20 protein-coding genes and 5 pseudogenes are annotated in these 22170 nt (G+C 67.6%); 9 read left to right on the top strand and 16 right to left on the bottom strand.

Annotated features, from left to right (window positions below):
* Positions 1-4: 4 nt before the first annotated feature.
* The 6 genes and pseudogenes from MU852_RS01045 to MU852_RS01020 all read right to left on the bottom strand — a co-directional run bounded on the left by MU852_RS01045 (position 5) and on the right by MU852_RS01020 (position 5236).
* Positions 5-694 (bottom strand): transporter substrate-binding domain-containing protein, encoded by a 690-nt coding sequence (locus MU852_RS01045; protein WP_249751999.1) that lies wholly within the window; start codon positions 692-694, stop codon positions 5-7.
* A gap of 197 nt (positions 695-891) precedes the next feature.
* Positions 892-2658 carry an oleate hydratase gene (locus MU852_RS01040; RefSeq protein WP_054765655.1) on the bottom strand — a complete coding sequence of 589 codons (1767 nt, stop codon included), beginning with the start codon at positions 2656-2658 and terminating at the stop codon, positions 892-894.
* A 44-nt stretch (positions 2659-2702) separates the two neighbouring features.
* Positions 2703-3566, bottom strand: coding sequence for a 3-hydroxyacyl-CoA dehydrogenase (locus tag MU852_RS01035; RefSeq protein ID WP_003169322.1), 864 nt, complete (start codon positions 3564-3566; stop codon positions 2703-2705).
* Between the two features lie 49 nt (positions 3567-3615).
* Positions 3616-3993, bottom strand: a pseudogene (locus tag MU852_RS01030) (acyl-CoA thioesterase); the annotation flags it as partial.
* A 66-nt stretch (positions 3994-4059) separates the two neighbouring features.
* Positions 4060-4683 (bottom strand): TetR/AcrR family transcriptional regulator, encoded by a 624-nt coding sequence (locus tag MU852_RS01025; protein WP_035285090.1) that lies wholly within the window; start codon positions 4681-4683, stop codon positions 4060-4062.
* Positions 4684-5047: 364 nt separating this feature from the next.
* Positions 5048-5236 (bottom strand): hypothetical protein, encoded by a 189-nt coding sequence (locus tag MU852_RS01020; RefSeq protein ID WP_003169318.1) that lies wholly within the window; start codon positions 5234-5236, stop codon positions 5048-5050.
* A 476-nt stretch (positions 5237-5712) separates the two neighbouring features.
* On the opposite strand from MU852_RS01020, the pseudogene MU852_RS18055 reads away from it, so the two are divergent.
* Positions 5713-5916: pseudogene (locus MU852_RS18055) on the top strand (Arm DNA-binding domain-containing protein); the annotation flags it as partial.
* A gap of 188 nt (positions 5917-6104) precedes the next feature.
* Complete coding sequence (locus MU852_RS01015) at positions 6105-6965, top strand: tyrosine-type recombinase/integrase (RefSeq protein ID WP_430641176.1); 861 nt, start codon at positions 6105-6107, stop codon at positions 6963-6965.
* Here MU852_RS01015 and MU852_RS01010 read toward each other — a convergent pair.
* Positions 6922-7122 (bottom strand): helix-turn-helix transcriptional regulator, encoded by a 201-nt coding sequence (locus tag MU852_RS01010; RefSeq protein WP_430641175.1) that lies wholly within the window; start codon positions 7120-7122, stop codon positions 6922-6924. The genes MU852_RS01015 and MU852_RS01010 overlap by 44 nt on opposite strands.
* A gap of 224 nt (positions 7123-7346) precedes the next feature.
* On the opposite strand from MU852_RS01010, the gene MU852_RS01005 reads away from it, so the two are divergent.
* From MU852_RS01005 to arsH, 5 genes and pseudogenes are all read left to right on the top strand, one after another.
* Complete coding sequence (locus tag MU852_RS01005) at positions 7347-7682, top strand: ArsR/SmtB family transcription factor (RefSeq protein WP_003169314.1); 336 nt, start codon at positions 7347-7349, stop codon at positions 7680-7682.
* A 7-nt stretch (positions 7683-7689) separates the two neighbouring features.
* A complete protein-coding gene (gene arsC / locus MU852_RS01000) occupies positions 7690-8115 on the top strand; it encodes an arsenate reductase (glutaredoxin) (RefSeq protein WP_003169312.1) in 426 nt (141 codons plus the stop codon).
* The gene (gene arsB / locus MU852_RS00995) at positions 8112-9200 is read left to right on the top strand and encodes an ACR3 family arsenite efflux transporter (RefSeq protein WP_054765657.1); all 1089 of its coding nucleotides are present in this window, start codon (positions 8112-8114) and stop codon (positions 9198-9200) included. Before arsC ends, arsB begins: the two co-directional genes overlap by 4 nt.
* Positions 9200-9619, top strand: a complete 420-nt coding sequence (locus MU852_RS00990; protein ID WP_003169309.1) for a GNAT family N-acetyltransferase — start codon at positions 9200-9202, stop codon at positions 9617-9619. Before arsB ends, MU852_RS00990 begins: the two co-directional genes overlap by 1 nt.
* A pseudogene (gene arsH / locus MU852_RS00985) lies at positions 9616-10370 on the top strand (arsenical resistance protein ArsH). The gene MU852_RS00990 and the pseudogene arsH overlap by 4 nt, the downstream one beginning before the upstream one ends.
* A gap of 186 nt (positions 10371-10556) precedes the next feature.
* Here arsH and MU852_RS00980 read toward each other — a convergent pair.
* The 7 genes and pseudogenes from MU852_RS00980 to MU852_RS00950 all read right to left on the bottom strand — a co-directional run.
* Entirely contained in the window at positions 10557-11666 is a 1110-nt protein-coding gene (locus MU852_RS00980) for a Fic family protein (RefSeq protein ID WP_003169307.1), read from the bottom strand.
* A 228-nt stretch (positions 11667-11894) separates the two neighbouring features.
* On the bottom strand, positions 11895-13190 hold the full coding sequence (locus tag MU852_RS00975) for an FTR1 family iron permease (protein WP_249750666.1): 1296 nt from the start codon (positions 13188-13190) through the stop codon (positions 11895-11897).
* A 65-nt stretch (positions 13191-13255) separates the two neighbouring features.
* Positions 13256-13825 (bottom strand): annotated as a pseudogene (locus tag MU852_RS00970) (c-type cytochrome); the annotation flags it as partial.
* 163 nt (positions 13826-13988) lie between these two features.
* A complete protein-coding gene (lpdA, locus tag MU852_RS00965) occupies positions 13989-15392 on the bottom strand; it encodes a dihydrolipoyl dehydrogenase (protein ID WP_249751998.1) in 1404 nt (467 codons plus the stop codon).
* A gap of 72 nt (positions 15393-15464) precedes the next feature.
* Positions 15465-16724: a cytochrome P450 gene (locus MU852_RS00960; RefSeq protein WP_054765659.1), complete on the bottom strand. Its 1260-nt coding sequence runs from the start codon at positions 16722-16724 to the stop codon at positions 15465-15467.
* A 163-nt stretch (positions 16725-16887) separates the two neighbouring features.
* Entirely contained in the window at positions 16888-17322 is a 435-nt protein-coding gene (locus MU852_RS00955; RefSeq protein ID WP_054765660.1) for a MerR family transcriptional regulator, read from the bottom strand.
* Between the two features lie 54 nt (positions 17323-17376).
* Positions 17377-17679, bottom strand: a pseudogene (locus MU852_RS00950) (MAPEG family protein); the annotation flags it as partial.
* 83 nt (positions 17680-17762) lie between these two features.
* Here MU852_RS00950 and MU852_RS00945 point away from each other — a divergent pair.
* Together MU852_RS00945 and MU852_RS00940 are read left to right on the top strand one after the other, a co-directional pair.
* The gene (locus MU852_RS00945) at positions 17763-18215 is read left to right on the top strand and encodes a lasso peptide biosynthesis B2 protein (RefSeq protein ID WP_249750665.1); all 453 of its coding nucleotides are present in this window, start codon (positions 17763-17765) and stop codon (positions 18213-18215) included.
* A 1-nt stretch (position 18216) separates the two neighbouring features.
* A complete protein-coding gene (locus tag MU852_RS00940; RefSeq protein WP_066624967.1) occupies positions 18217-19932 on the top strand; it encodes an asparagine synthase-related protein in 1716 nt (571 codons plus the stop codon).
* Here MU852_RS00940 and MU852_RS17155 read toward each other — a convergent pair.
* Both MU852_RS17155 and MU852_RS17150 read right to left on the bottom strand, forming a co-directional pair.
* Positions 19865-20197 carry an alpha/beta hydrolase family protein gene (locus MU852_RS17155; protein WP_283843721.1) on the bottom strand — a complete coding sequence of 111 codons (333 nt, stop codon included), beginning with the start codon at positions 20195-20197 and terminating at the stop codon, positions 19865-19867. The two genes, MU852_RS00940 and MU852_RS17155, sit on opposite strands and share 68 nt — an antisense overlap.
* Entirely contained in the window at positions 20190-22169 is a 1980-nt protein-coding gene (locus MU852_RS17150) for a S9 family peptidase (RefSeq protein WP_283843720.1), read from the bottom strand. The genes MU852_RS17155 and MU852_RS17150 overlap by 8 nt, the downstream gene beginning before the upstream one ends.
* Position 22170: the final 1 nt, after the last annotated feature.

The following is a 22170-nucleotide window of genomic DNA, read 5'->3' as shown; positions in this document are numbered from 1 at the left end:
CAGCCTAGGCCGGCGCCGGGCGTCCCGGACCGATCGCGAGGGCGGCGTCCTGTCCGCTGGCGACCGGCCTTCGGGCGACGAAGCCGGAGGCGACCAGATCTTCGAAGAGCGCTTCCAGGAAACCGCGCCCGTGAGGCCGCTCGCGGGGGAGGGCGACGGCCTGGTCGATGGCCTGGAAACTGTCCGGGAGCAGGCGGACGCCGGCCCGGTCGCGCGCCGCCGCCTCAAGCGTCTGGCGCACACCGGCGCAGACATCGGCGCCGCCCTCCAGGAAGAGGGCGACGGCTGCCTGGGAGGAGGGCGTATGAATCCGTCGGGCCTGTTTCAGCGAACGGTTGAGAAAGAGGTCGTAGGCGGTGTTCAGGCCCGACGCGATCGTCACGTCCGCAACGTCCACGTCGCGGACGGAGCGGAAGCGGGACTCGGAGGGGACCAGATAGGAGGCTTCGATCCGGACGTAGGGCGCGGTATAATCCAAGACGGTGCGACGATCCGGATCGATCGCGAGGAAGGCGAGATCGCAGGCCTGATCCTGAAGCGCCGCCACCGCCGCTCCCGCCGTGGCGAAGTTCGACAGCTCCATCTCCACGCCGAGGCGCACAGCGATCTCCCAGGCGAGATCGACCGACACGCCAGCGAGAGTTCCGTCCGCCGCCCTCTGCGCCAGGACCGGATTGCCGAGATTGATCGCCACGCGCAACCGCCCCAAGGGCGCCAGTTCGGACCGGATGATGTGCATCGACACGTCCATTCCCTTCTCTTGGAGGGAACTGGACGGCGCTGCGCCGTCCAGCCCTTGAGAAAGCCGTTGCCGTCGGCCTGCGGCGGGTCCGCTTCGGTGATCGTCGTCAGCCATCCTTCACCTTCCTTCGGGACGACGTCGCGCTTCGCTCACTCCGATATCAGGTGAAACTCCTCGATCAGTTTCGCAATCTCGGTGCCTTCAAGCTTCTTCATCAGCAGTTTGCGCAGGAAGGCGGGGCCGGGGACTTCTATGCCTTCGCCATCCCGCAGAGGCGTGACGGCGGCCAGCAGGGTGCGGATGTCATAGGTGGAGTTGAACACTTCCGGCACGCCGCGTTCCACATTCATCAGCGTATAGACGGCCTCCATCGGCGTACGCACCGAATATTCGGTGGTGAAGATGCAGTCGCGTTGTTTCGATTCCGCGAACTGCCCGATGAAGGCGAAGTTGACGGCGCCTTCAGGCACCACGTCCGGCCGGTCGCCGGCTTGGCGCGGCATGAAGAAGGCGGTGATGTAGGGCATCATGGTCGGGACGGTGCTGGCGCCCTTGGCGGCGAGTTCCGCAATCTCCTCCACCGGGACGCCGAGGTGATAGAGCCATTCCTGGGTGATCTCCTCGCCGGTGCAGTCCTGCATGGGCTTCTTCACATAGTCGCCGGGGGTGTCGACGAAGAGGGCGTAGAACCAGGCGATCATCTGGTCCTTGGGCTGCTTCTTGAAATGCGGCTGGCGATGCACCGTCCAACTGAGCAGCCAACTGGAATCCTTGACCGTGACGATGCCGGCGGAGACGATCTTGCCAGTGAACGGGTTCCGCTTGGTGATCTTCTCGACATAGTGGGCGATCCGCGGATCGAAGGCGGTGATCGAGGCCGAGGCCCATTTGGTCTCGGGAATATGGGCGCCGAACACGTCCGGACGTCCGAAGGACGGATCCTTGGCCGCGATGCGTCGCCACAGGTCCCAGGCGGGAGCAGGGCCTTCCTTCAGCTTCGCCGGCGTGTGATGGTCGCCGTTGTCCGAGTTTTCCGTCAGCGATCCGATGGTGATGAAGACGAGATCGTCGTCGCCGAGATCGACCCCGCCCTCCTCGCCCTTCTCGATCCAGTGAATGCGGGTGGCCTGTTTGCGTCCGTTCTGGATGTCGAAGTCCACATCCGTGACCTCCACGCCGTAGCGGAACCGGACGCCACGTTCGGTCAGCCATTTGACCAGCGGCAGGACCATGGATTCATACTGGTTGTAGCGGTTGAACTTGAGCGAGGAGAAGTCCGCCAGGTTGGCGATGTGGTGGATGAAGCGGTGGAGATAGAGCTTCATCTCCAGCGCCGAGTGCCATTCCTCGAAGGCGAACATGGTGCGCCAGTAGAGCCAGAAATTGCTCTTGAGGAAGTCCTCGCTGAAGACCTCGTTGATCCGCTTGTTCTCCATCTCCTCGCGGGTCGCCAGAAAGATGGAGATTAGATCCTTCTGCGCCCGGTCATTCAGCGTCAGCAGATGCTTGTCCGGGACGTCCTGGCCCTGGTTCTGGGTTGTACGCTGCAAGGAGAAGTTCGGATCGTCCCTGTTGAGCCGGTAGAATTCGTCAAGAACGCTGGCGTCCTCGATTTCTAGCGAGGGGATCGAGCGATAGAGATCCCACAGGCACTCGAAATGCTCCTCCATCTCGCGACCGCCGCGGATAACGAAGCCCTTTTCCGGCACGTCCAGCCCGTCGAGCGCCCCGCCGGGAATCTCCAGTTCCTCAAGGATGGTGATGCGATCACCGGGCACGCCGCCGTCCCGGATCAGGAACGCGGCCCCCGCGAGACCGGCCAGCCCCGATCCCACAAACCACGCCGTCTTCCTGTCGGCGCCCTCGGGTTTGCGGGGACGAACAAAGGCCTCATAGTTTCCACTGCTGTAGTGCACGGCGAACTCCTTCGGTTGGGCGTGGGGGAGGATTTGGTCAGGGCTCAGTCGGTGGATTTGTAGCTGTAGAAGCCTTCGCCGGAGGCGACGCCCAGCCTGCCCTTGTCGATGTAGTTTTCCTTCAGCCAGGCGGCGAGCGCGCGGGCGCGGGCGTCGCCCTGCGACAGGATGTTGTAGGGCGTGTTCAGGCCGATGACGTCGTACATCTGGAAGGGGCCCATCGGCGCGCCCGTCGCGATCCGCCAGACCTTGTCGACATCGTGGGGATCGGCATAGCCGCCCGCCGCCAGATCGGCGGCGGCGTTCAGGAATGGTGCCAGGAGGGAGTTGAGGATGTAACCGGCCTTTTCCTTGCGGATCGGGATCGGCTCCATGCCGATGTCCGCAGCGAACTTCAGGACGGTCTCGAACACCGACGGATCGGTGTCGTCCGTTCCCATGACCTCCGCGGTGTTGAACTTCCAGATGTTGTTGGCGAAATGCAGCGCGAGAAACCGGTCGGGTCGGCCGGTGAACGCCTTTAATGCGCTCGGCAGAAGGGTGGAGGAGTTGGTGGCGAAGATCGTCCTGGCCGGCGCGAGCGTGGCCAACTGTTCATAGACCGCCTGTTTGAAAGCCAGAACCTCGGGCACGGCCTCGATCACGAGATCCGCATCGGCGACGGCGGCCGCCAGATCCGTCGACAGCGTCAGACGCCTTATGGCCTCCGCCTCCTTTCCGCCGACCGCGCCCGGAACCTCCTTCCGGTACGTCTCGACCAAGGCCGCCAGTCGCAGGCGCGCCTTGGCGAGGACGTCGTCGCTGACGTCGCAGGCAATGACGTCGAAGCCGCTGTAGGCGGTCTGAAAAGCGATCTGGCTTCCCAGGACGCCCGTCCCGATCACGACCACCTTCTTGATTTCGCCCATCGTCGGATTCCTGTTTCAGTTGTCCTGGAGAAGGAAACGGCGCCGCCATGTCAGGCACGACGCGAACAAGCTTGTGGGTGCATCGATCGATCACGGCCCATTCGGCCAGGCCCGCGACGACGACCCGGCCCTTGACGTCAATGAAGTCGATCCGGCGCCGGTAGCGCGCGCCGCGGAGCGAGTCCTCGACCCAGGTGACGGCGGTCACCGCCTCTTCGGCCGCGATACTGCCGCGGTAATCGACCTGATGACGCAGAACCACCGAGACGTAGCGGTCCACATCGCCCGGGGAGGCCATGGCGAACCAGTGCGCCACCGAGGCGTCCTGGATCCAGACGATCCAGACCGCATTGTTCACATGGCCGAGTTCGTCGATGTCCTCGTCCTGCGCCTGGAAGCAAAGGTGGAACCGCCGCTGTTCGTCCACCTCGCCCTTCAGGGGCGCGCCGGACGGATGACAGCCGATCTCGACGATGCCTCGGCAGGACGGAGGTCATCCCCGGACGCTTTCGAGAGGGCTGGCCTGCAGGCCCGCGGTGGCGCGAAAGAAGGCCAGCAACATGGCGTCCCGGGCGGCGGCTCCTTCGATATCCCCCTGGACCGCCAGCCCCATCCAGAGGCCGTAAAGACCGATCCCGGCCTGGAACGGCGGCAGGAGAGGGCGCAGGTCGAACCTTTGAGCCAGTTCCTCTATGAGGTCGCCGAACAGTCGATAACAGGACGCCTTGCTCTCGCGATGTCGTTCGGCGAAGTCGGGATCCCGACGGGCGTGTAATTGCAACTCCACGGACAGCAGGGACCATTCGGGTTGGGCCGCCAGATCGGACAATCGGCCCGCCAGACCAAGCAGGGTCCGTTCGATGTCGTCTCCATCGGCGCGGCGGATCAGATCGCGGAGGAACATCACCTCGTCATGGATGTGCGTCTCCATGATCTCGACGAGCAGGTCGTCCTTGGTGGCGAAGTTGGAATAGAAGGCGCCCTGGGAATGACCGGCCGCGCCGCAGATGTTGCGGATCGACAGGGCGGCTACGCCCTCCTCGACGATCGAGGCGTGGGCGGCCGCCAAGAGGCGACGTCGGGTCCGCCCTTGCGCTTCCTTCCGGTTGACCCTCATAGCGTCGTGAACCTTTGCCGTCGTCGTGGAACATCAACTCACATATCACACGATATTCGAGTCGCATATCGTGTGATATTTGAAATATGGCAGCCAGGAGAGTGTTTCGCCCGGCGTCCGGGCCGCCGGGCCTGGACAGGTTCAGGCGTTCCTGCCGGCGGCTATTCATTCATCGATGAACGAAGCTTGCACGATGCTGCGCTGCAACATAAGTTCGGTGTCGCCCTTCCTGGGGCGTTTTCCTCCCTATGAACTTCGGGGCCGCATGACGGCCCCTTTTTTCTGCCGAGAAACCATCGCGGGCCTGTCCGCCTGCTCCGGACGTCGCCTCCAGGCCGATCGGGCTCGCGCCGATTGGCGGCGGTTACTGGGGCCGCCTGACGAGCGCCACTTCCATTCCGCGTCGCGTCACCAGGATGCTGAACAGGTCCGGACTGGCTGCGAAGCGCAGTTGCGCCAGGAGTTGCGCTTCTGCGGGGTCGACCGCCTCAACGGTTTCGGCCATCAAGTCGGTGCTGCGTCCGTCGTCTAGGATGAGTTGATATTCAGCCATCCGCCCCCTCCATCGCCTTCCACGGTCATCCAGGCGAACAGCCTATGAAGAGGCGCGGCCGGTGTCTTTGACTTTTTTGAACCGAGAGGGCGGCGCTCCTGTTTCGTCATACCCGGACATCTGCGGTAAGCATCGCCGCGGGCTCCTCAGTTGGACCCGTCGGCCCAGGCGGAGAGTCAGGGAATGATTCAGAGCTTTCGGTGCCTTTCGACGCCACTTCCGAATCTACCACTAAAACACTGACTTACAAGAAAAATATGTTCGCTGCCTCTCGGTATCTATCGAGGGGCAGCGAACCCGTGTGTCGGTATGCCAGACGGTCTTTCTCCCGTTGCCTCTCGACCCCCCGATTCATACCCTCATAGGGCTGAGGGCGTCCTGACGGTCTTTTTTCTGAAACAAGCCTATGAGTTTCTTGAAGAAATCGCTGCCGAAGACCCCGAAAACGCCTGACGGTCTTTTGGAGTAAAATTCGCATGCTAACCGACGCAGAATTGCGAAATACGCGAGGGAAATCAAAAGCGTACAAAAAGACCGACAGGGACGGTTTGTACGTGCTCGTAACACCGACAGGCGGCATCGCTTTCCGGTACGACTATCGCTTCAACGGGCGGCGCGAGACGGTGACCTTCGGTTCCTACGGTCCGGCGGGACTCTCCCTGGGGGAGGCGCGGGAAAAGCTGCGTGAAGCGAAGCGCCTGATCGCCGAGGGCGTTTCACCGGCGCTGGACAAGCAACGCGTGAAACGCAGGCTGAGAGAGGCCCAGCGGTTTGAACAGGTGGCGATCCGGTGGATGGACCACGCTCCGATGGCCGACAGCACGCGCCAGATGCGACGGTCGATCTTCAACCGAGAGGTTTTGCCCGAATGGCGAAACCGGCTCCTGAACGAGATCACGCCGAACGACCTGAGAGCGCACTGCATGACCATTGTGGATCGCGGCGCCCCGGCGACGGCATCCATGTTCGCGACATCGTCAAACAAATCTACGCCTACGCCATCCTGCACGGCGAGAAGATCGACAATCCCGCCGACGGGGTCGGGCCGGCGTCCATCGCGACCTTCCGGCCGCGGGACCGGTCGCTGTCGCCGAGCGAGATCCGGATCGCGCTGAACCTGCTGGGGGAGGTGGCCACCCTGCCGACCATCCGTCTCGGGCTGAAGTTCATCCTGCTGAGCATGGTGCGGAAGAGCGAATTGCAGGACGGGACCTGGGACGAGGTCGATTTCGAGAACGCAGTTTGGTCGATCCCGAAAGAGCGGATGAAGCGGTCGCGGCCGCATAACGTCTACCTGTCGACCCAGATGCTCGACATCCTGATCGCGCTGAAGACCTGCGCCGGGAACTCTCGCTACATCCTGCCGTCGCGCTATGACGCCGACGCGCCGATGTCGCGGGCGACTTTCAACCGGGTGACCAGCGCCATCGCCGAGCTGGCGCGCGAGCGCGATCTGCCCCTGGAGCCCTTCACGGTTCACGACCTGCGCCGGACGGCCTCCACGCTCCTGCACGAGATGAGTTTCAACTCGGACTGGATCGAGAAATGCCTCGCCCACGAAGAGCGATCTTCCCGCGGCGTGTACAACAAGGCCGAATTCGAGGCCCAGCGGCGCCACATGGCCCAGCAGTGGTCAGACGCCGTGGACGCCTGGGAGGCGGGGCGCGGATTCACGCCGGATCTGACTATCCCGGAAACGGCCGGCCCTCGTTTCGATCCGCGGCTCTGACCGGGCGGGTGATCCGCTTGCGGACATCGGGCGGCGGCGCCCGGCGGATCGGCTTGGCCCGCCGAAGCGCCAGCCAGGCTTCCACCTCGGCCAGGTCCCAGACCACGCAGCGCGGGGTCAGCAGGAAGCGCCGGGGAAACTGGCCGCGCTGCTCCATCTCAGATGGTGCTGTCCGCCAATGGCACCATCTGACGGAGCTGCGGCTTCTTGATCGTGCGCCTCAGCGGCGGGTCGGCCTGGGCCATCGAAGATCTCCATGTTGTCATGGGAATCGAACTCGAAAGGCTGCGGCAGGCCAACCCGCCAAACTCTCCACCGTAAGCTTACGGCCGGCTGCAGAGCGGGGATTGCACATTTCTATAGTTCGACTAGTTCGGAAATATGGAAACCGCAGCCTCGATTCTTGCTCTCGCCGCCCTGGCGCAGTCGACGCGGCTGGAGGCGTTCCGACTTCTCGTGCGGCACGAACCGGCCGGTCTGCCGGCCGGTGACATCTCCAACCATCTGGCGATCCCGGCCAATACCCTGTCGTCGCATCTGGGGGTGCTGTCCCGAGCGGGACTTATCAAATCGGAGCGTCGCAGCCGGTCGATCATCTACCGGGCCGATCTGGACCGGCTGCGCGACCTGGTCCTGTTCCTGCTCAAGGACTGCTGCGGCGGCCGGGCGGAGCTATGCGAGCCTCTGCTGGCCGAACTGACCCCCTGCTGCGCCTGAGGATCCCGTGGACGTCATCATCTATCACAACCCGGCCTGCGGGACGTCGCGCAACGCTCTGGAGCTCATTCGCCACGTCGGCATCGAGCCGCACGTCATCGAGTATCTGAGGTCGCCGCCATCGCGCGTCATGATCGCCTGGCTGGCCGAACGAACCGGCAAGCCGCTGCGCGACCTGTTGCGCGACAAGGGCACGCCCTTCGCCGACCTGGGCCTCGGGGACCCGGGCCTGACAGACGATCAGTTGCTCGATGCGATCGAGGCCCATCCGATCCTGCTCAATCGCCCGATCGTCGTCAGTCCTCTCGGCGTCGGCCTGTGCCGACCGTCCGAGGCCGTTCTGGACCTCCTGCCCGCCGATGATCTCAAGCGGTTCACCAAGGAGGACGGCGAGGTCGTCATCGAGGCGGCTGGCCTTCGGGTGGCGCGATGATCGATACGCCGGTCACCGACGCGGCCCCGCCGCGCCGCCTGTCCTTTCTCGACCGCTGGCTGACGGGATGGATCTTCGCCGCCATGGCTTTGGGCGTCGCACTGGGGACTCTGGTTCCCGGCCTGCCCGCCTGGGTCGACGGCCTCTCGGTCGGGACCACCAACATTCCGATCGCCATCGGCCTGATCCTGATGATGTATCCTCCGCTGGCCAGGGTCCGGTACGAGGAACTGCCGCGCGTCTTCGCCGACAAGCGGGTGCTGGCCCTGTCCCTGTTCCAGAACTGGGTGCTGGGCCCTGTGCTGATGTTCGCCCTTGCGGTCATCTTCCTGCGCGACCAGCCGGAATACATGACCGGCGTGATCCTGATCGGGCTGGCGCGCTGCATCGCCATGGTGCTGGTCTGGAACCAACTGGCGCGGGGCGACGACCAGTATGTCGCCGGTCTCGTCGCGTTCAACTCGATCTTCCAGATCCTGTTCTTCAGCCTCTACGCCTGGGTCTTCCTCACCGTCCTGCCGCCCCTGTTCGGCCTGCAGGGCAGCGTGGTGGACGTCAGCGTCTGGACCATCGCCGGCGCCGTTCTCGTCTACCTCGGTCTTCCCTTCCTGGCCGGCTTCCTGACCCGGCGCAGCCTGATCGCCCGCCGCGGGGCCGACTGGTACGAGCGGCGCTTCCTGCCGCGCATCGGACCGATCACCCTGATCGCCCTGCTGTTCACCATCGTGGTCATGTTCAGCCTGAAGGGCGGCGAGGTGGTGGCCCTGCCGCTGGACGCCCTGCGCATCGCCATTCCCCTGACCATCTACTTCCTCGTCATGTTCGTGGTCAGCTTCCTCATGGGCAAGCTGATCGATGCCGACTACCCGCGCACGACCGCCCTGGCCTTCACCGCCGCCTCGAACAATTTCGAGCTGGCCATCGCGGTGGCCATCGCGGCCTTCGGGCTGACCTCGCCGGTCGCCTTCGCTGCGGTCATCGGTCCGCTGGTCGAGGTGCCGGTGCTGATCCTTCTGGTCTCGGTCGCGCTGTGGATGGGCCGACGCTGGTTTCCGGACACGGCCCCGCCGGCGGACGCCGCCTGATGGTCGTGCTGCATCTCCTGGACGCGGATGACGCCGGCCTGATCGCGGCCCTGCAGGGCGAGGGCCTGCCGGAGCCCGGGGCCGGCCGCTACTTCCGAGCCGACGACGACAGCGCCCTGGCCGGCTACGTCGGCCTGGAAGGAGAGGGGCGGGACCTGCTGCTGCGCTCCCTGGTCGTACTCGCTGGCCTGAATTCGCGGGGGCTCGGGAGCCGGATCCTGAGCGCCGCCGAGGCCGCGGCGAGCGAGCTGGGCGGAGAACGGCTCCACCTGCTCACCACGACGGCCGAGCCCTTCTTCGCCCGGCGCGGCTTCGCCGCCGCAGATCGGGCGGCCGCGCCCGCCGCGATCCGGCGAACCCGCGAGTTCGCAGACATCTGCCCGGCCTCGGCCGCCTATCTGACCAAGGATCTCGGATGATCTTCGCCCGCCTGCGGCCGCTGCCGGATCCCGATCATCTGCCGGCCCTGGACGCGGCCTATCTGTCGAGCAACCCGGCCGCCGGCCTGGGTCCGCACGACCACCCGCCACGCATCCTTCTCCTGTACGGGTCGCTGCGCGAGCGCTCCTATTCGCGGCTCTGCGTCGAGGAAGCGGCCCGCTTGCTGCAGCGCATGGGATGCGAGACCCGCATCTTCGACCCCTCCGACCTGCCTCTGCCGGGCTCGCCCGGCGACGACGACCATCCGGCGGTGCGCGAGCTGCGCGAGCACGCCCTGTGGTCGGAGGGCATGGTCTGGTGCAGTCCGGAACGGCACGGCCAGGTCTCCGGACTGATGAAGCTGCAGATCGATCACCTGCCATTGAGTTTGGGCGGCATGCGCCCGACCCAGGGCCGCACGCTCGCGGTGATGCAGGTGTCGGGCGGTTCCCAGAGCTTCAACGCCGTCAACACCCTGCGCCTTCTGGGCCGCTGGATGCGGATGATCACCATTCCCAACCAGTCGAGCGTGGCCAAGGCCTTTCAGGAGTTCGACGAGGCCGGCCGGATGAAGCTTCGGCCTACTATGAGCGCATCGTCGATGTGATGGAGGAGCTGGTGCGCTTCACTGTCCTCACTCGACCGCACGCCACCCAGCTCGTGGACCGCTACTCCGAGCGCAAGGCGGCCGGCAGTCCGGTCGAGGCCGCAGCGGATCTCTCCGCCATCGCCATCGCGCGTCAGGCGTGAGGCCGCGTCGGCGGCGCCTTGCGGCGTCGCGCGCCTGGCAAAGGTGGTAATTCGCCACTTCTGGCGAATTAGGCGGGTTGTTGGCGGTAACTCGCCAGATGTGGCGAATTGCGATCCTCCCTGTTGAGGCTCGGGTCTTGAGCGACCGACCTGGCGAAGTGCCGTGCCGGCGTCGTGCGGTCCCGCCTATCCTCGATCGACCAGCGAATAGCTTGTGCTGCGCCCGCCGCCTTCATCCTTCACGAGGATGCCCCGCCCCACCAGATCGTTGATGTCGCGCAGGGCCGTGTCGGGCGAGGACCTCGTCAGCGCCGCCCATTTGGTCGAGGTGAGCTTGCCTTCGAAGCCGTCGAGCAGCCGGTTGATGACCGTGCTCTGGCGCTCGCTCAACGTCTGACCTGCTAGCGCCTCCCAGAAGCGCGCCTTGCGCATGACATGCGTCAGGGTGGTTTCCGCGCCATCGAACGCGCGATCGAGGCAGCCGAGGAACCAGTCCAGCCAGAGGGACACGTCCAGCGCGCCTTTCTGGGTCGCCTCCAGGGTGGCGTAGTAGTCCTTGCGCTCCAGCCTGATCTGGGCGGACATGCTGTAGAAGCGTTGAGCGCTTTTCTCGGAGCGGGCGAGCGCCATGTCGGCGATCGCCCGCGCGATCCGGCCGTTCCCGTCGTCGAACGGGTGGATGGTCACGAACCACAGGTGGGCGATCGCGGCCTTGAGGACCGGATCCGTCCGCGGCTCGTCATTGAACCAGTCGAGGAACGCCCGCATCTCGTCCTGCAGACGGTCGGCAAGGGGCGCTTCATAGTGCACGCGCTCTCGTCCGAAGGGGCCCGAGACGACCTGCATCGGGCCGGAGCTCTCGTTGCGCCAGGCGCCGACGACGATCCTCGTCATGCCGCTGCGCCCGGTCGGAAACAGGGCGGCGTGCCAGGCGAACAGCCGTTCCTCGGTGAGCGGAGACGCAAAGTTCTGGGTCGCGTCGAGCATCATTTCGACGACGCCTTCGACGTTGCGATCCGCGTCGGCGAGGGCCCCGATATCCATGCCGAGGCGGCGGGCGATGGAGGATCGCACCTGATCCTTGTCGAGCAGCTCGCCTTCGATTTCGCTGGATTTCAGGACATCTTCGGTAAGGGTCTCGAGGACGGCTTCAGCGCGGAGGTCGAAGCCGAGCGTGTGCATCCGGCCAAGCAGAAGGCCCTGGCGATGACGGACGGCTGCGAGGCGATCGGCAAGCGCGTCAGCGCGCCAGTCCAGACGCGGCCAGCCTTCGATCTCATGGATGTATTGCGCCATTCCCCGCACTCCTTGCGGAGAATATGGGCGCTATTCGCCGCAAGAGCAAGGTTATTCTCCGCGCGAAGTGCGGAGAATAGGGCGCCTAATCTCCGCACCAAGGGTGGTCTCCGCACGCTATCGGCTGCGGCCCCGCACCTTGGGTATCCGCGGACTGCGCGGCTATCGGCGCCCAAGCAGCTCCGAAACCCTGCCAACGGGTCGCAGTTGAGGGCCTCAGACGCCCGCTCAAGAGGCTGGGCGCGCGCCTTTCGGCGCCGCATGCCGGGAGAAGCCGACCACGAGGATAGCGATCGTCAGAAGCTGAACGGCGACGCCTTCGACCGTCGGATAAAGACCGAGGATCTCGATGCGGGGGATCCACGCCAGCGGATGGACATCGAGCCAGCCCGCCTCCTGCAGCGCCGCCACCCCCTTGCCGACGAGGACGACCGACAGGATGGCCATCAGGATCGAGCTCAGGGAGAAGAACCGGCCGATCGGGAGGCGCTTGCTGTAGGCCAGCAAGGCCCAGGCCACCACGGCCAGGATCGCCACCGCCGTAAGGGCGCCGGCCAGCATGCCGAGATGGCCGCCCTGGCTCCAGATCGCCGCATAGAACAGGATGGTCTCGAACACCTCGCGGTAGACCACCACGAAGGCCAGCAGGAACAGGAACCAGGCCGACCGTTTCGACAGGGCGTGAGAGAGCTTGTCGCGGATATAGGTCTGCCAGGCGTCGGCGTGCGACTTGCCGTGCATCCAGATGCCGACCGAGACGAGCACGACGGCCGCCAGAAGCGAGCCGAACCCTTCGGTCAGCTCCCGGCTGGCGCCGCTGATGGAGATGAAGAAGGTCGCGGCCGCCCAGGTGGCGCCGCCGGCGACCAGCGCGGCCACCCAGCCGCCGTGGACGTAGCGCAGCACCTCGGGACGTTCGGCCTTCCTGAGGAAGGCGATCATCGCCACCACGATGAAGATGGCTTCCAGACCTTCGCGCAGCAGGATGGTGAAGGCGCCGAGGAAGCTGGCGAGATTGTCCGCCTCCTCGGGCGCGAGTGCGCGTTCGGCCGTGTCCAGCAGGGCGTTCGCGCGGGCGACCCGGTCCGCGACCTCCTGGGCCGGCGCGCCCCTGCTGATCGAGACGCGCAGGTCGGTCATGGCCGTCTCGACCCGCCGCAGCAAGGCGCCGTCGCGGGCGCCCAGCGCCGGCTCCATCGGTTCGACGCCGTCGAGATAGGCCGACAGGGCCAGGTCGGTCGCGGCCCTGCGATCGCCCCGGCGATAGGCGGCCTCGCTTTCGGCCAGTCGCGTCCGGGCCAGGGACAGGGTCGATCCCTCGGCGCGGACCGTCGCCTCCGGGTGGCGGCGCAGGTAGGCCGTGACCGCCCGTGCCTTCGTCTCGCCGATCCTTGTCGCCAGCTCGGCCGGCGTCGCCTGGGTGAGGGCGGCCAGGTCCGGGAAGACGGCGCGGATCGCCGGGTCGCTCTCCCAGAGGCGTCGACCTTCGGCGGCTTCGGCGTCGGTGAAGGCGAACCGGCCCACGTAGAGGCCAGGGCCCAGCGGTCCTCGGCCGGCAGATGGGCGAAGCTGGCCATCGCCGTGCCCTCCAGCCCCTGATCGATGACCTGGTAGAGGCCGAACACGCTGCGCTGACGGGCGCGCTCCACATCCGCGAAGGCGATCGCGGGCGGATCAAGCCCCTCGGCGCCCGGGCCGTCGGCGCGTCCGGTCACGCCATGGCAGACCGAGCATTGCTCGGCATAGAGCGTCGCGCCGCGGGCCAGATCAGGCGGGAACGAAGGCGCCAGCGGGCTCGGATAGGCCGTCAGCACCGCGCCGGCGAGCGCCTTGGCCCGGTCGCCAACGACGCGCGGATCCGCCTTGTCCCTGATGGCCGCCTGCAGGGCCTCGGCGTCGCGGACCAGACCGGCCTTGGCCGGATTCGGCGGCAGGGCGTCCAGGCGGGTCCGGATCTGGCCGCCGAACTCGATCATCTCCCCGTATTCGGCCGGATTGGTCACCTGACCGTCGGCCACCGCGCCGGCGTAGTCGACCGCTACATAGTCGAGCAGCCGCCAGGCGACCTGGGCCTCGGAGGCGGACGGCGTCTGGGCCAGGGCGGGCGCGGCCAGCCCCAGGGCGAACAGCAGGGCAAGCAGACGGAGCAGAGGACGCATGGTCAATCCAGATGTGAACGGCTCGCATTAGCATTCAGGCGGCGACGCTGTCGCGCTTTATTCGCGACGCGGCCGGGCTCGTAGGCGGCTACGGGTCCTCTACGCCCGCCGGGACGCCTCGGCGCCGCGCGGCCAGCCCGGGCAGCCACGCGACGGGCGGTCGTTACAGGTGGATCGTGCGGTCGGCCACAGCCAGGCATGCCTCGCGCAAGGCTTCCGGAAGCGTCGGATGCGCATGGCTCGTCCGCGCCACGTCTTCGGCCGCCGCGCCGAATTGCATGACGGCGACCGCTTCATGGATCAGGCTGCCCGCGTCCGGCCCCAGGATGTGCACGCCGAGAATCCTGTCCGTGCCGGCGTCCGCCAACAACACCTTGACCAGCCCGTTCTTCTCCAACCGCGCCTTGGCCATGGCGTTTGCCGAGAACGGAAAGCGCCCGACGCGATAGGCCACGCCGGCCGCCTTGAGGTCGTCCTCGGTGCGCCCGACTGAGGCCAGTTCCGGCCAGGTGTAGACGACGGCCGGGATCGTTCCGTAGTCGACATGGCCCGCGGCGCCGGCAAGGCGCTCGGCAAGGGCGATCCCTTCTTCCTCCGCCTTGTGGGCCAGCATGGCGCCGCCGATGACATCGCCGATGGCGTAGACCCCTTCGGCGCTGGTTCGAAAGCCGTCGTCGACCGGAATATAGCCCCTTGGGTCCGGCTTGATGCCGACCGTCTCCAGATCGAGTCCGTCGGTGGCGGGACGTCGGCCAATGGACACGAGCACGACATCGGCCTTGATGGTTCCTCGCGCGCCGTCTCCCATGGGCTCGACCTCAAGGACGACGTCGTCCGCCTCCATTCGCGATCCGACCACCTTGTGCGCCAGGCAGAATTGGAAGCCCTGGGCCTCGAGCACCTTGTGCAGCGCCGTCGACATCTCTGAATCAACGCCGGACGCGATCCGGTCGAGCACCTCGACGACGGTGACCTCGCTGCCGAGACGGCGCCAGACGGAGCCCAGCTCCAGTCCGACATAGCCGCCGCCGATCACCGCCAGATGGCGCGGCGCCGCCGTCAGGCTGAGGGCGCCCGCCGAGGTGACGATCCGCTGCTCGTCGATGGGCAGGTCCGGCAACGTCGCCGCTTTCGATCCGCTGGCGAGCACGATCGCCTTGCGGACCTGCACCTCGAAGCTGCCGTCCGGGGCGCTCACTTCCACACGGTCGCGCGACAGCAGCCGGCCGCGGCCCTGCAGGCGGGTGACCTTGTTCTTGCGCAGGAGGTAGGCGACCCCTTCACCAAGCTCCGTCACGACCCTGGCCTTGTGCCGCATGACGCCTGCAAGGTCGGCCCGCACATTGTCGACCAGGACGCCGAAAGCCTCGAGATTGCGGGCCATCTCCAGCCGCTCTGTGGCCTGCAGCAGCGCCTTTGACGGAATGCACCCGATGTTCAGGCAGGTTCCACCGAGGAGTTCCCGGTCGTCGATAACCGCCACCGACATGCCGAGCTGGCTCGCCCGGATGGCGCAGGGGTACCCGCCCGGCCCGCCGCCGATTATCACCAGGTCATAGGATGTCATCGAAGCCATCGCGTCAGCCTTCGCTGTAAGTGAAAGAGGGACGAAGGCGCCGGCCACCCGCATGAGCAAACATCAGGCGCCGCCCTCACGCGGGGAAGTCCGACGCGTCATCATTCGGAACCCGCTCCTGGGGAGGGCCGGAAGGCGGCGGAAGTCGATCTCCAGATCCTGAGCCGGCAGCCGGTAGTTCAGGCCGGCGAGCAAGCCGAGGGCCCGCTCCATCAATTCGACGACGATGCTTTCGCCGGGACAACGGTGACCGGTCAGGGCGTTCCCGCCGCCTTGGGGAATCAGGCCGAACGCGTCCCCGGAGCCGTCGATGAAACGCTCTGGCCGGAATTCGTCGGGATCGGTCCAGACGGCAGGATCGTGATTGGAGCCATAGAGATCGAGGATCACCTGCCGACCCACCGGGAAGTCAAGGTTGCGCCAGCGAAACGGCGCGCGCACACGCCCGATCACCGCCGGGAAAAACGGATAAAGGCGTCGCACCTCCTGAACGAAGGCGCGGCGGCGGCCGGCGTCCGCGGTGGCCAGACGGGCCGCCGCGGGGTGCGCCTGCATCGCGTGCGCCACAAACACGATATAGACCGAGGTCGCCACGGTCGGCCTCAGCACATTGGCCAGTTCGACCGCCGCCGTCCGGGCCGCCAACGGTTCGCCATCATCCGCGCTCGCCCAGGCCCAGGCGTAGGCGGCGGTGTCTGGATCCGGCGCCAGTCGTCCGGCGCGAATGCCCTCGATGATCGAGGCCAGCCAGGCGTCGACGCGTCGCCGCGCGTACCTCGACCACAGGTGGCGAGGCCCCCGCGATCCTGCCGCGTCAAACAGCGCCCTGAGGTGACTGACCCGTTTCGCTTCGTCGTCGGGATTCAGCGGCACCCCCGCCCAGCGGCAGACGGCGCGGGTGAGCACCGGCTGCAGGGCGTCGTACAGCACGATCTCTTCCTGGCCAGCCCATTCAACGGCCGCGCGTCGCCATTCCGCCTCGAACAGGTCGCCCAGCCGCGCGATCCGTTCCGGCGACATAAGAGCCATGAACACGCGTTTGCGGGCGCGGTGCGCTTCGCCATCCAGGCCCTGGACGCCGCCTTCGCCGAGCAGTGTGCGTCGGACAGGCGCCGGCATGGCGCCCGCGCGCGAGATGCGGGTCTCGTCGTAGAAGACCTGGGCCGCTTCGCGCCCTCTCAGACAGGCCGTCTCCTTCAGCGCCAGACGGGTCTCGATTGCGTCCGCGCCGGCCTGCTCGAACAGGCGGGAGATGCGCCTGTACGGGTCCGTCAAAAGGGCGAACGTCTGATCGGCGTGTCGCTGTGTCGATCGATGCGCCATCGAAGTCCTCCATGGACGAAGGGAGCGCGACGAGGGCCGCGGGATTACTCAAAACGTCGCGGTGACCCAATGGCTCCTGCATCATCCCGGGCCCGTTCTGACCTTCAGCGCCGACCTGCACGGCGAGGCCGAGGAGCGGTGCAAACCCGGGTCGGGTTCGTCTTCAAACCGGCGCCGAGGGATCGTGCAGGGCTTCGATCACCTTGCAGGCGGACACGCGGCCGCCGGCACATTCCGCCGTCATCCGCGAAAGCTCGCGTTGCAGGGCCCGGAGTCGGGCGATCTTATGCGTCACCTCCGCCAGATGACGTTCGGCGAGGATGCTGGCTTCGGCGCAGGGCCGATCAGGGTGATCGGACAGATCCAGCAGGGAGCGGATCGAGTCCAGATCGAAGCCCAATTGCCGTGCATGCCGAATGAACGACAGGCGGCGTTCCGCCGCGTCGTCATACATCCGCCGGTCGCTGGCGGTGCGCGGGGCGGCGGGAAGCAGGCCGATCTCCTCGTAGAAGCGGATGGTCGGGACCTTGACGCCGGTGGCCGCGGCGAGCTTGCCGATAGGGCGCAGGCCGGACGAGGCCGGGGAGGGCAGGGTCATCGCATCATCTCGCAGCAGCGGGCTGAAGGGCGGCAGGCGCAGGACGGAAAAGGATCATCGGCCCAGCCCCATGAGGACGATGGCGGCGCCGAAGGCGGCGATCGTGGAAGCGCCGGTAAGGGCCATGCCGAAGGCCCTGGCCGCCGCGCCCCGGGCATAACCGTGGGCGAACAACACGCGGCCGATCAGATAGAGGGCGACCAGCACCGGCAGCACGACCATCTCCTCGCCGCGCAGCACGGTGGCGAGCACCAGGTGGGCGCCCACCGCCAGGACCGTCTGCTCCAGGGTGTTCTGAAGTCCGTGTCGGCGACGATCTGGTCCTGCTCGATCTCGCCGCGGACGATTATCTGTGCCTGCCGGAGTGCGGCGATCTCCGGATCGAGGGACGGCGGGCGCTGGGGTCGATAGACGATCTTCTTCGCCTGGCCGCCGAGGAGTTGCTGCATCCCACGTCGGCGCCGGAAGATCGGAGCCCGCCGCCGGCCCTGCCGTCGGCGCGCCTGCCGCCTGCGCCGCCGATCCGGCCGACGCTGCGGGACCTCGTTACCTTCGGCGTCATCTGGGTCGAAGCGGTGCGGCGTCGGCCGACACTTCTGGACCTCAGCCGGCGATACGCCCGGCGTCGCGGTCGCCGGTCGGATCCCGAGGCGCTCGCCGCGCGGGTCGAGGTGTTCCGCCAGTTGCTGCCGCTGGCGCCCTGGACCGGCGCCTGTCTGCTTCAGGCGGAACTGCTGCTGCGCTTCGTGAACGCCGCGGATCTGGACGCGGACTGGGTGTTCGGGGTCCGCACCTTCCCCTTTCTCGCCCATTGCTGGTTGCAGAGCGGAGACCAGTGCGTCAGCGAAGCCCCGGAAACCCTGACCGTCTATCGACCGATCCTGGTGATCTGAGGTGGCGGCGGACTCTGCGATCATTCTGGTCGGCGACAATCCGGCTGCGCTCGACGCCTTGGTCGCGCCGCTTCGACAGCGCCTGAGCCGGGCCGGCTGGTCGCGCAAGTCGCATGACCCCTTCATCCAGGTGTTCGCCCCGACCGGCGGACGGCTCGAGGTGGCGCGGGGGCTCGACGGGCACGGCGTGGTGCTCGGCGAGATCTACGACCGCGAGGGCCAGGCGCTGTCGCTGCGGGCGCGCGGCGCCCTGGGATGCCGACGGCTGGACGCGGCGCAGGCCCGCACGGTCTGTTCGGACCATTGGGGGCGCTACCTGCTGGTCCGGCGGGTCGAGGGCGACGTCGCCGTGCTCCGCGACCCGTCGGGCGCCCTGGACTGCGTCGTCTGGCGCAAGGCCGGCGTGACCTTGATCTCGACGAGCGCCGCGGCGGTCATCGATCCCTGGCTGCCCGACGGGATCGCGCTGGATTGGGACGCGGTCGCCGCCCTGGTGGCCCGCCCCGGCGAATATCGACATCGACTGGCCCTAACCGGATTGCAGGCCGTCGCCGGTGGCGAACTGCGGGTCGTTGGGGAGGGCGTCAACCAAGGTCGCCAGATCTGGCGGCCCGCGGAGGTGTACCGGGACCGGGGTTCGCGTCCGCCTCCCGACCTCCGAGGGGCGGTGCAACGGTCGGTGCGGGCGCTGGCGGGCGACAGGCCCTGGATCACCGAGGTCAGCGGCGGCCTGGACTCCGCCATCGTGGCGGGCGTCCTGACCGCCGACCAACGCCGCAACGTCGCCGCCTGGGTCAACCATTACGTCGATCAGCCCGAGGGCGACGAGCGGGCCTACGCCCGGGCGGTGGCGGAAAGGCATGGCTTCGCGTTGACCGAAGTCCGCCGCGACGGCCTCAGACTCGACGCCGTGCGTCTGGCCGCCTGCGCCGAGACCTTCCGGCCGGCGGCCAACGACATCGATCCCGACTACAACGACGACATCGCCGACCGGATCGAGGCGACAGGCGGCTGGGGCTCGCTGACGGGGCAGGGCGGCGACGCGGTCTTCTTTCAGATGCCCAGCCTGCTGATCGGGCTGGACGAGATCTGGGAGCGGCGCGGTCGCGCGCGATTGGCGGTCCTGCATCGGCTCTCGCGCTGGCTGCGGCGCCCCCTGTGGCCGACGGCGCTGGCGAAGGACTGGCGCGAGGAGGTCCGCCATCGCGCAGACTGGGATCACCCCTGGCTCGACGATCTGGGCGGCGTCCCGCCAGCCAAGGCCTTGCAGATGTCCGCCCTGGCCTTCTGTCAGACCTTCCAGGGGCTGGCGGTCCGCAGCCGTCTCGGTCCCTGCCTCAATCCGCTGCTCAGCCAGCCGGTGATGGAGGCGGGGCTGGCCCTGTCGGCGGTCGATCTGACCTGGGGCGGACGGGATCGCGCCGCCGCGCGCGCCGCCTTCGCGGATGTCTTGCCGCCCTCGATCCTCGATCGCCGCTCGAAGGGCGAACTGGGCGCCTACTATGGCAACGCGGTCGCCGCGCACCTGGACTTCCTGCGCGACTATCTGCTCGGCGGCGCCCTGGCCGAGGCGGGGCTGATCGATCCCGGCCTGGAGGACCGCCTCACCCGGGACGCCCTGCTGTGGCGTGGCGGCCATTCCCACCTGCTCAGTCTGGCCCTGACGGAGGCCTGGGTGCGGCGCTGGCGGGAACGGCTGGACCACCGGAACCCCTGAGATGCCGGTCGAACCAGTCGCGGACCTGGTCGTAATAGAGCCGGATGTTGCCCGGGCTCTGAACCCCGTGGTCCTCGCCGATGAGCAGGGTCAGGGCCACCGGGCGGTTCAGACGGTGCAGGGCGCCATAGAGCTGCTCCGACTGGCCCAGCATCAGGTCATACTCGCCCACCACGAGAAGCGTCGGCGCGGTGATGCGGTCCGCCTGCTCGAACGGACTGTTGCGCCGATACCGGTCGGGGGCGCGCCAGTAGGCGTCACGCATCTCGGCCTGGCCCGGATTCCAGCCAGCGGGCGCCGGCCGTCGCGGCGAGCGCATGCCCGCCCTCCAGCCGCAGGGTCGAACCGACGTCTCCGATGACCGTCGAGAAATTCATCGGCCCGTTTAACGCCACCACGGCGTCGAAGCGGGGAGACTGGGCAGCGCTCATCACGGCGGACCAGGCGCCGAAGCTCCAGCCCCACAGACCAATGCGCTCCGCATCGACCAGCCCCTCCGCCGCCGCGGCGTCGACGACCGACAGGATGCGCTGGGCGAGGCCGTCCGCCGGTTCCGGGGTCGCGGGGAGGTCCGGGATGAGGATGGCGTAGCCCGCCGCGACCATCAGCTGGGGCGCCAGCGACAGGCCGGTGGACTCCGCCGCATCCACCACGGCGGGGCGGGGTAGGCCTCGCCCTGATAGGGCACCACGATCACGGGCGGCGTCGCTGTCGGGTTCGACGGCGAATAGAGCCAGCCGCCCGCGCCGCCAACGCCGGTGATGCGCCGGGGCGCCCGCGACCGCGATCCGGTCGAGCTCGGGGTTCAGCCGCCAGACCACCTCCCGGCTATGGCCGCGCTGGAGGCGAAGCGTATTCGGTTCGGCCTCCGGCCCGCTCCGGTCGAGGCCGATCCCCTGGCTCCAGCTGATCGCGGCCCCAGGCGTCGCCGCGACGCATCGGGGCTCGGCCCCGGGATCGGCCCAGGCCTGGCACAGTCGCCCGTCGGGACGTTCGATCACCGCGAAGTCCGCCTTCAGCGGACCGCTCTGAGCCCGCAATCCGAAGGGACCGCGCGGGTTCACCGCCGAGGCGGCGGCCCCGAGATCGACGGACTCGCCGTCTGCGCCGAGGCGGATGACGCGACCGCCGCTGGCGAACAGAACCGAGGAGCGACCCTCGGCGACGAGTCGGGCGTCCGGAGACAGGCCTGTGAGCGGCTGGGCGTCGGCCCCTGCGACGAACCAGCCCTCGCCGGATGCGGAGCGGCCCTTGAAGATCGGGACACCGCCCAACCAGCCGCCCTCGGCCGTGGCCATGCCCTGGAAGTCGATCGGCGTGGTCGGGTGCGCCCCGGCCGGGGTCACATCCCGCGCCGCGCCGTCCGGAGCGACGGTCAGGAGCCGGGCCGGTTCGTCGCCGATCGTCGCCACCAGAAGGGCGTCGGAGGCCGGCGACCAGGCCAGCAGGCTCGTGGAGATGTTGCCGGCTTCGGGCGGCCGGACGGCGGCCCCGGTGGTCAGCTCGACGAGCTCCAGCCCCCGGGCGCGGCGCACCTCGCTCGCGGTATCGGCGGAGGGCGGCGGCAGGAGGGGGCCGTCCAGCAGAAGCGCGGCGTATCGTCCGTCCGGAGAGACCTCGAGGTCGAGGAAGGGACCGTCGGCGATCGCCGCGGCCTCTCCGGTGACGGCGTCGATCCGCCAGAGACGTCGCGGCGGCAAGGCTTCCGGCGGGCCGTCTTCGCCCACCGTGATCGCAGCCGGCGACCCGGCCGTCGCCGCCGCCCTCAGCGCCAGCAGGCGTGCCTGTTCGGCGCGGGGGCCCGCCAGTCTTGGAGGAAGCGCCCCGTCCGGCATGCCAAGCACGACGAGGGTGTCGTCCGTGAGCCATTCCAGGGACCGGCCCCACAGGCTAAGCTCCGGCGCCACATCGGTCCACACCACCTCCCCCGCGGCGATCTCGACGATTCCCAGCCGCCATTCGTCGTTCCGGAGCCGAAACACGGCCAGACGCCGACCGCTGGGCGAGAAGGCGCCGACGGAATAGCCGGCGTCTTCGTCCATCGTCAGGAGCGGTCGCGGATGGTCGGGGGCGTCGAGGTCGATGCGGTACAGCCGGGCGTACCGGTTGGCGCCTTCGGCCTCCAGATCATGGCGGGGGAGATCGCCTCGGGCGCGCCGCTCCTCGAAGACGGCGACCGCGCCGGACGGATCGATCGCGACCCGTCCGAAGCTCTCGAGCCCCAGAATGACATCCACC

The organism is Brevundimonas albigilva, assembly GCF_023503965.1.
GTDB classification, from domain to species: Bacteria; Pseudomonadota; Alphaproteobacteria; order Caulobacterales; family Caulobacteraceae; genus Brevundimonas; species Brevundimonas albigilva.
Note: the sequence above shows the minus strand (reverse complement) of the source record. Positions and strands in the feature narration are given on the sequence as shown.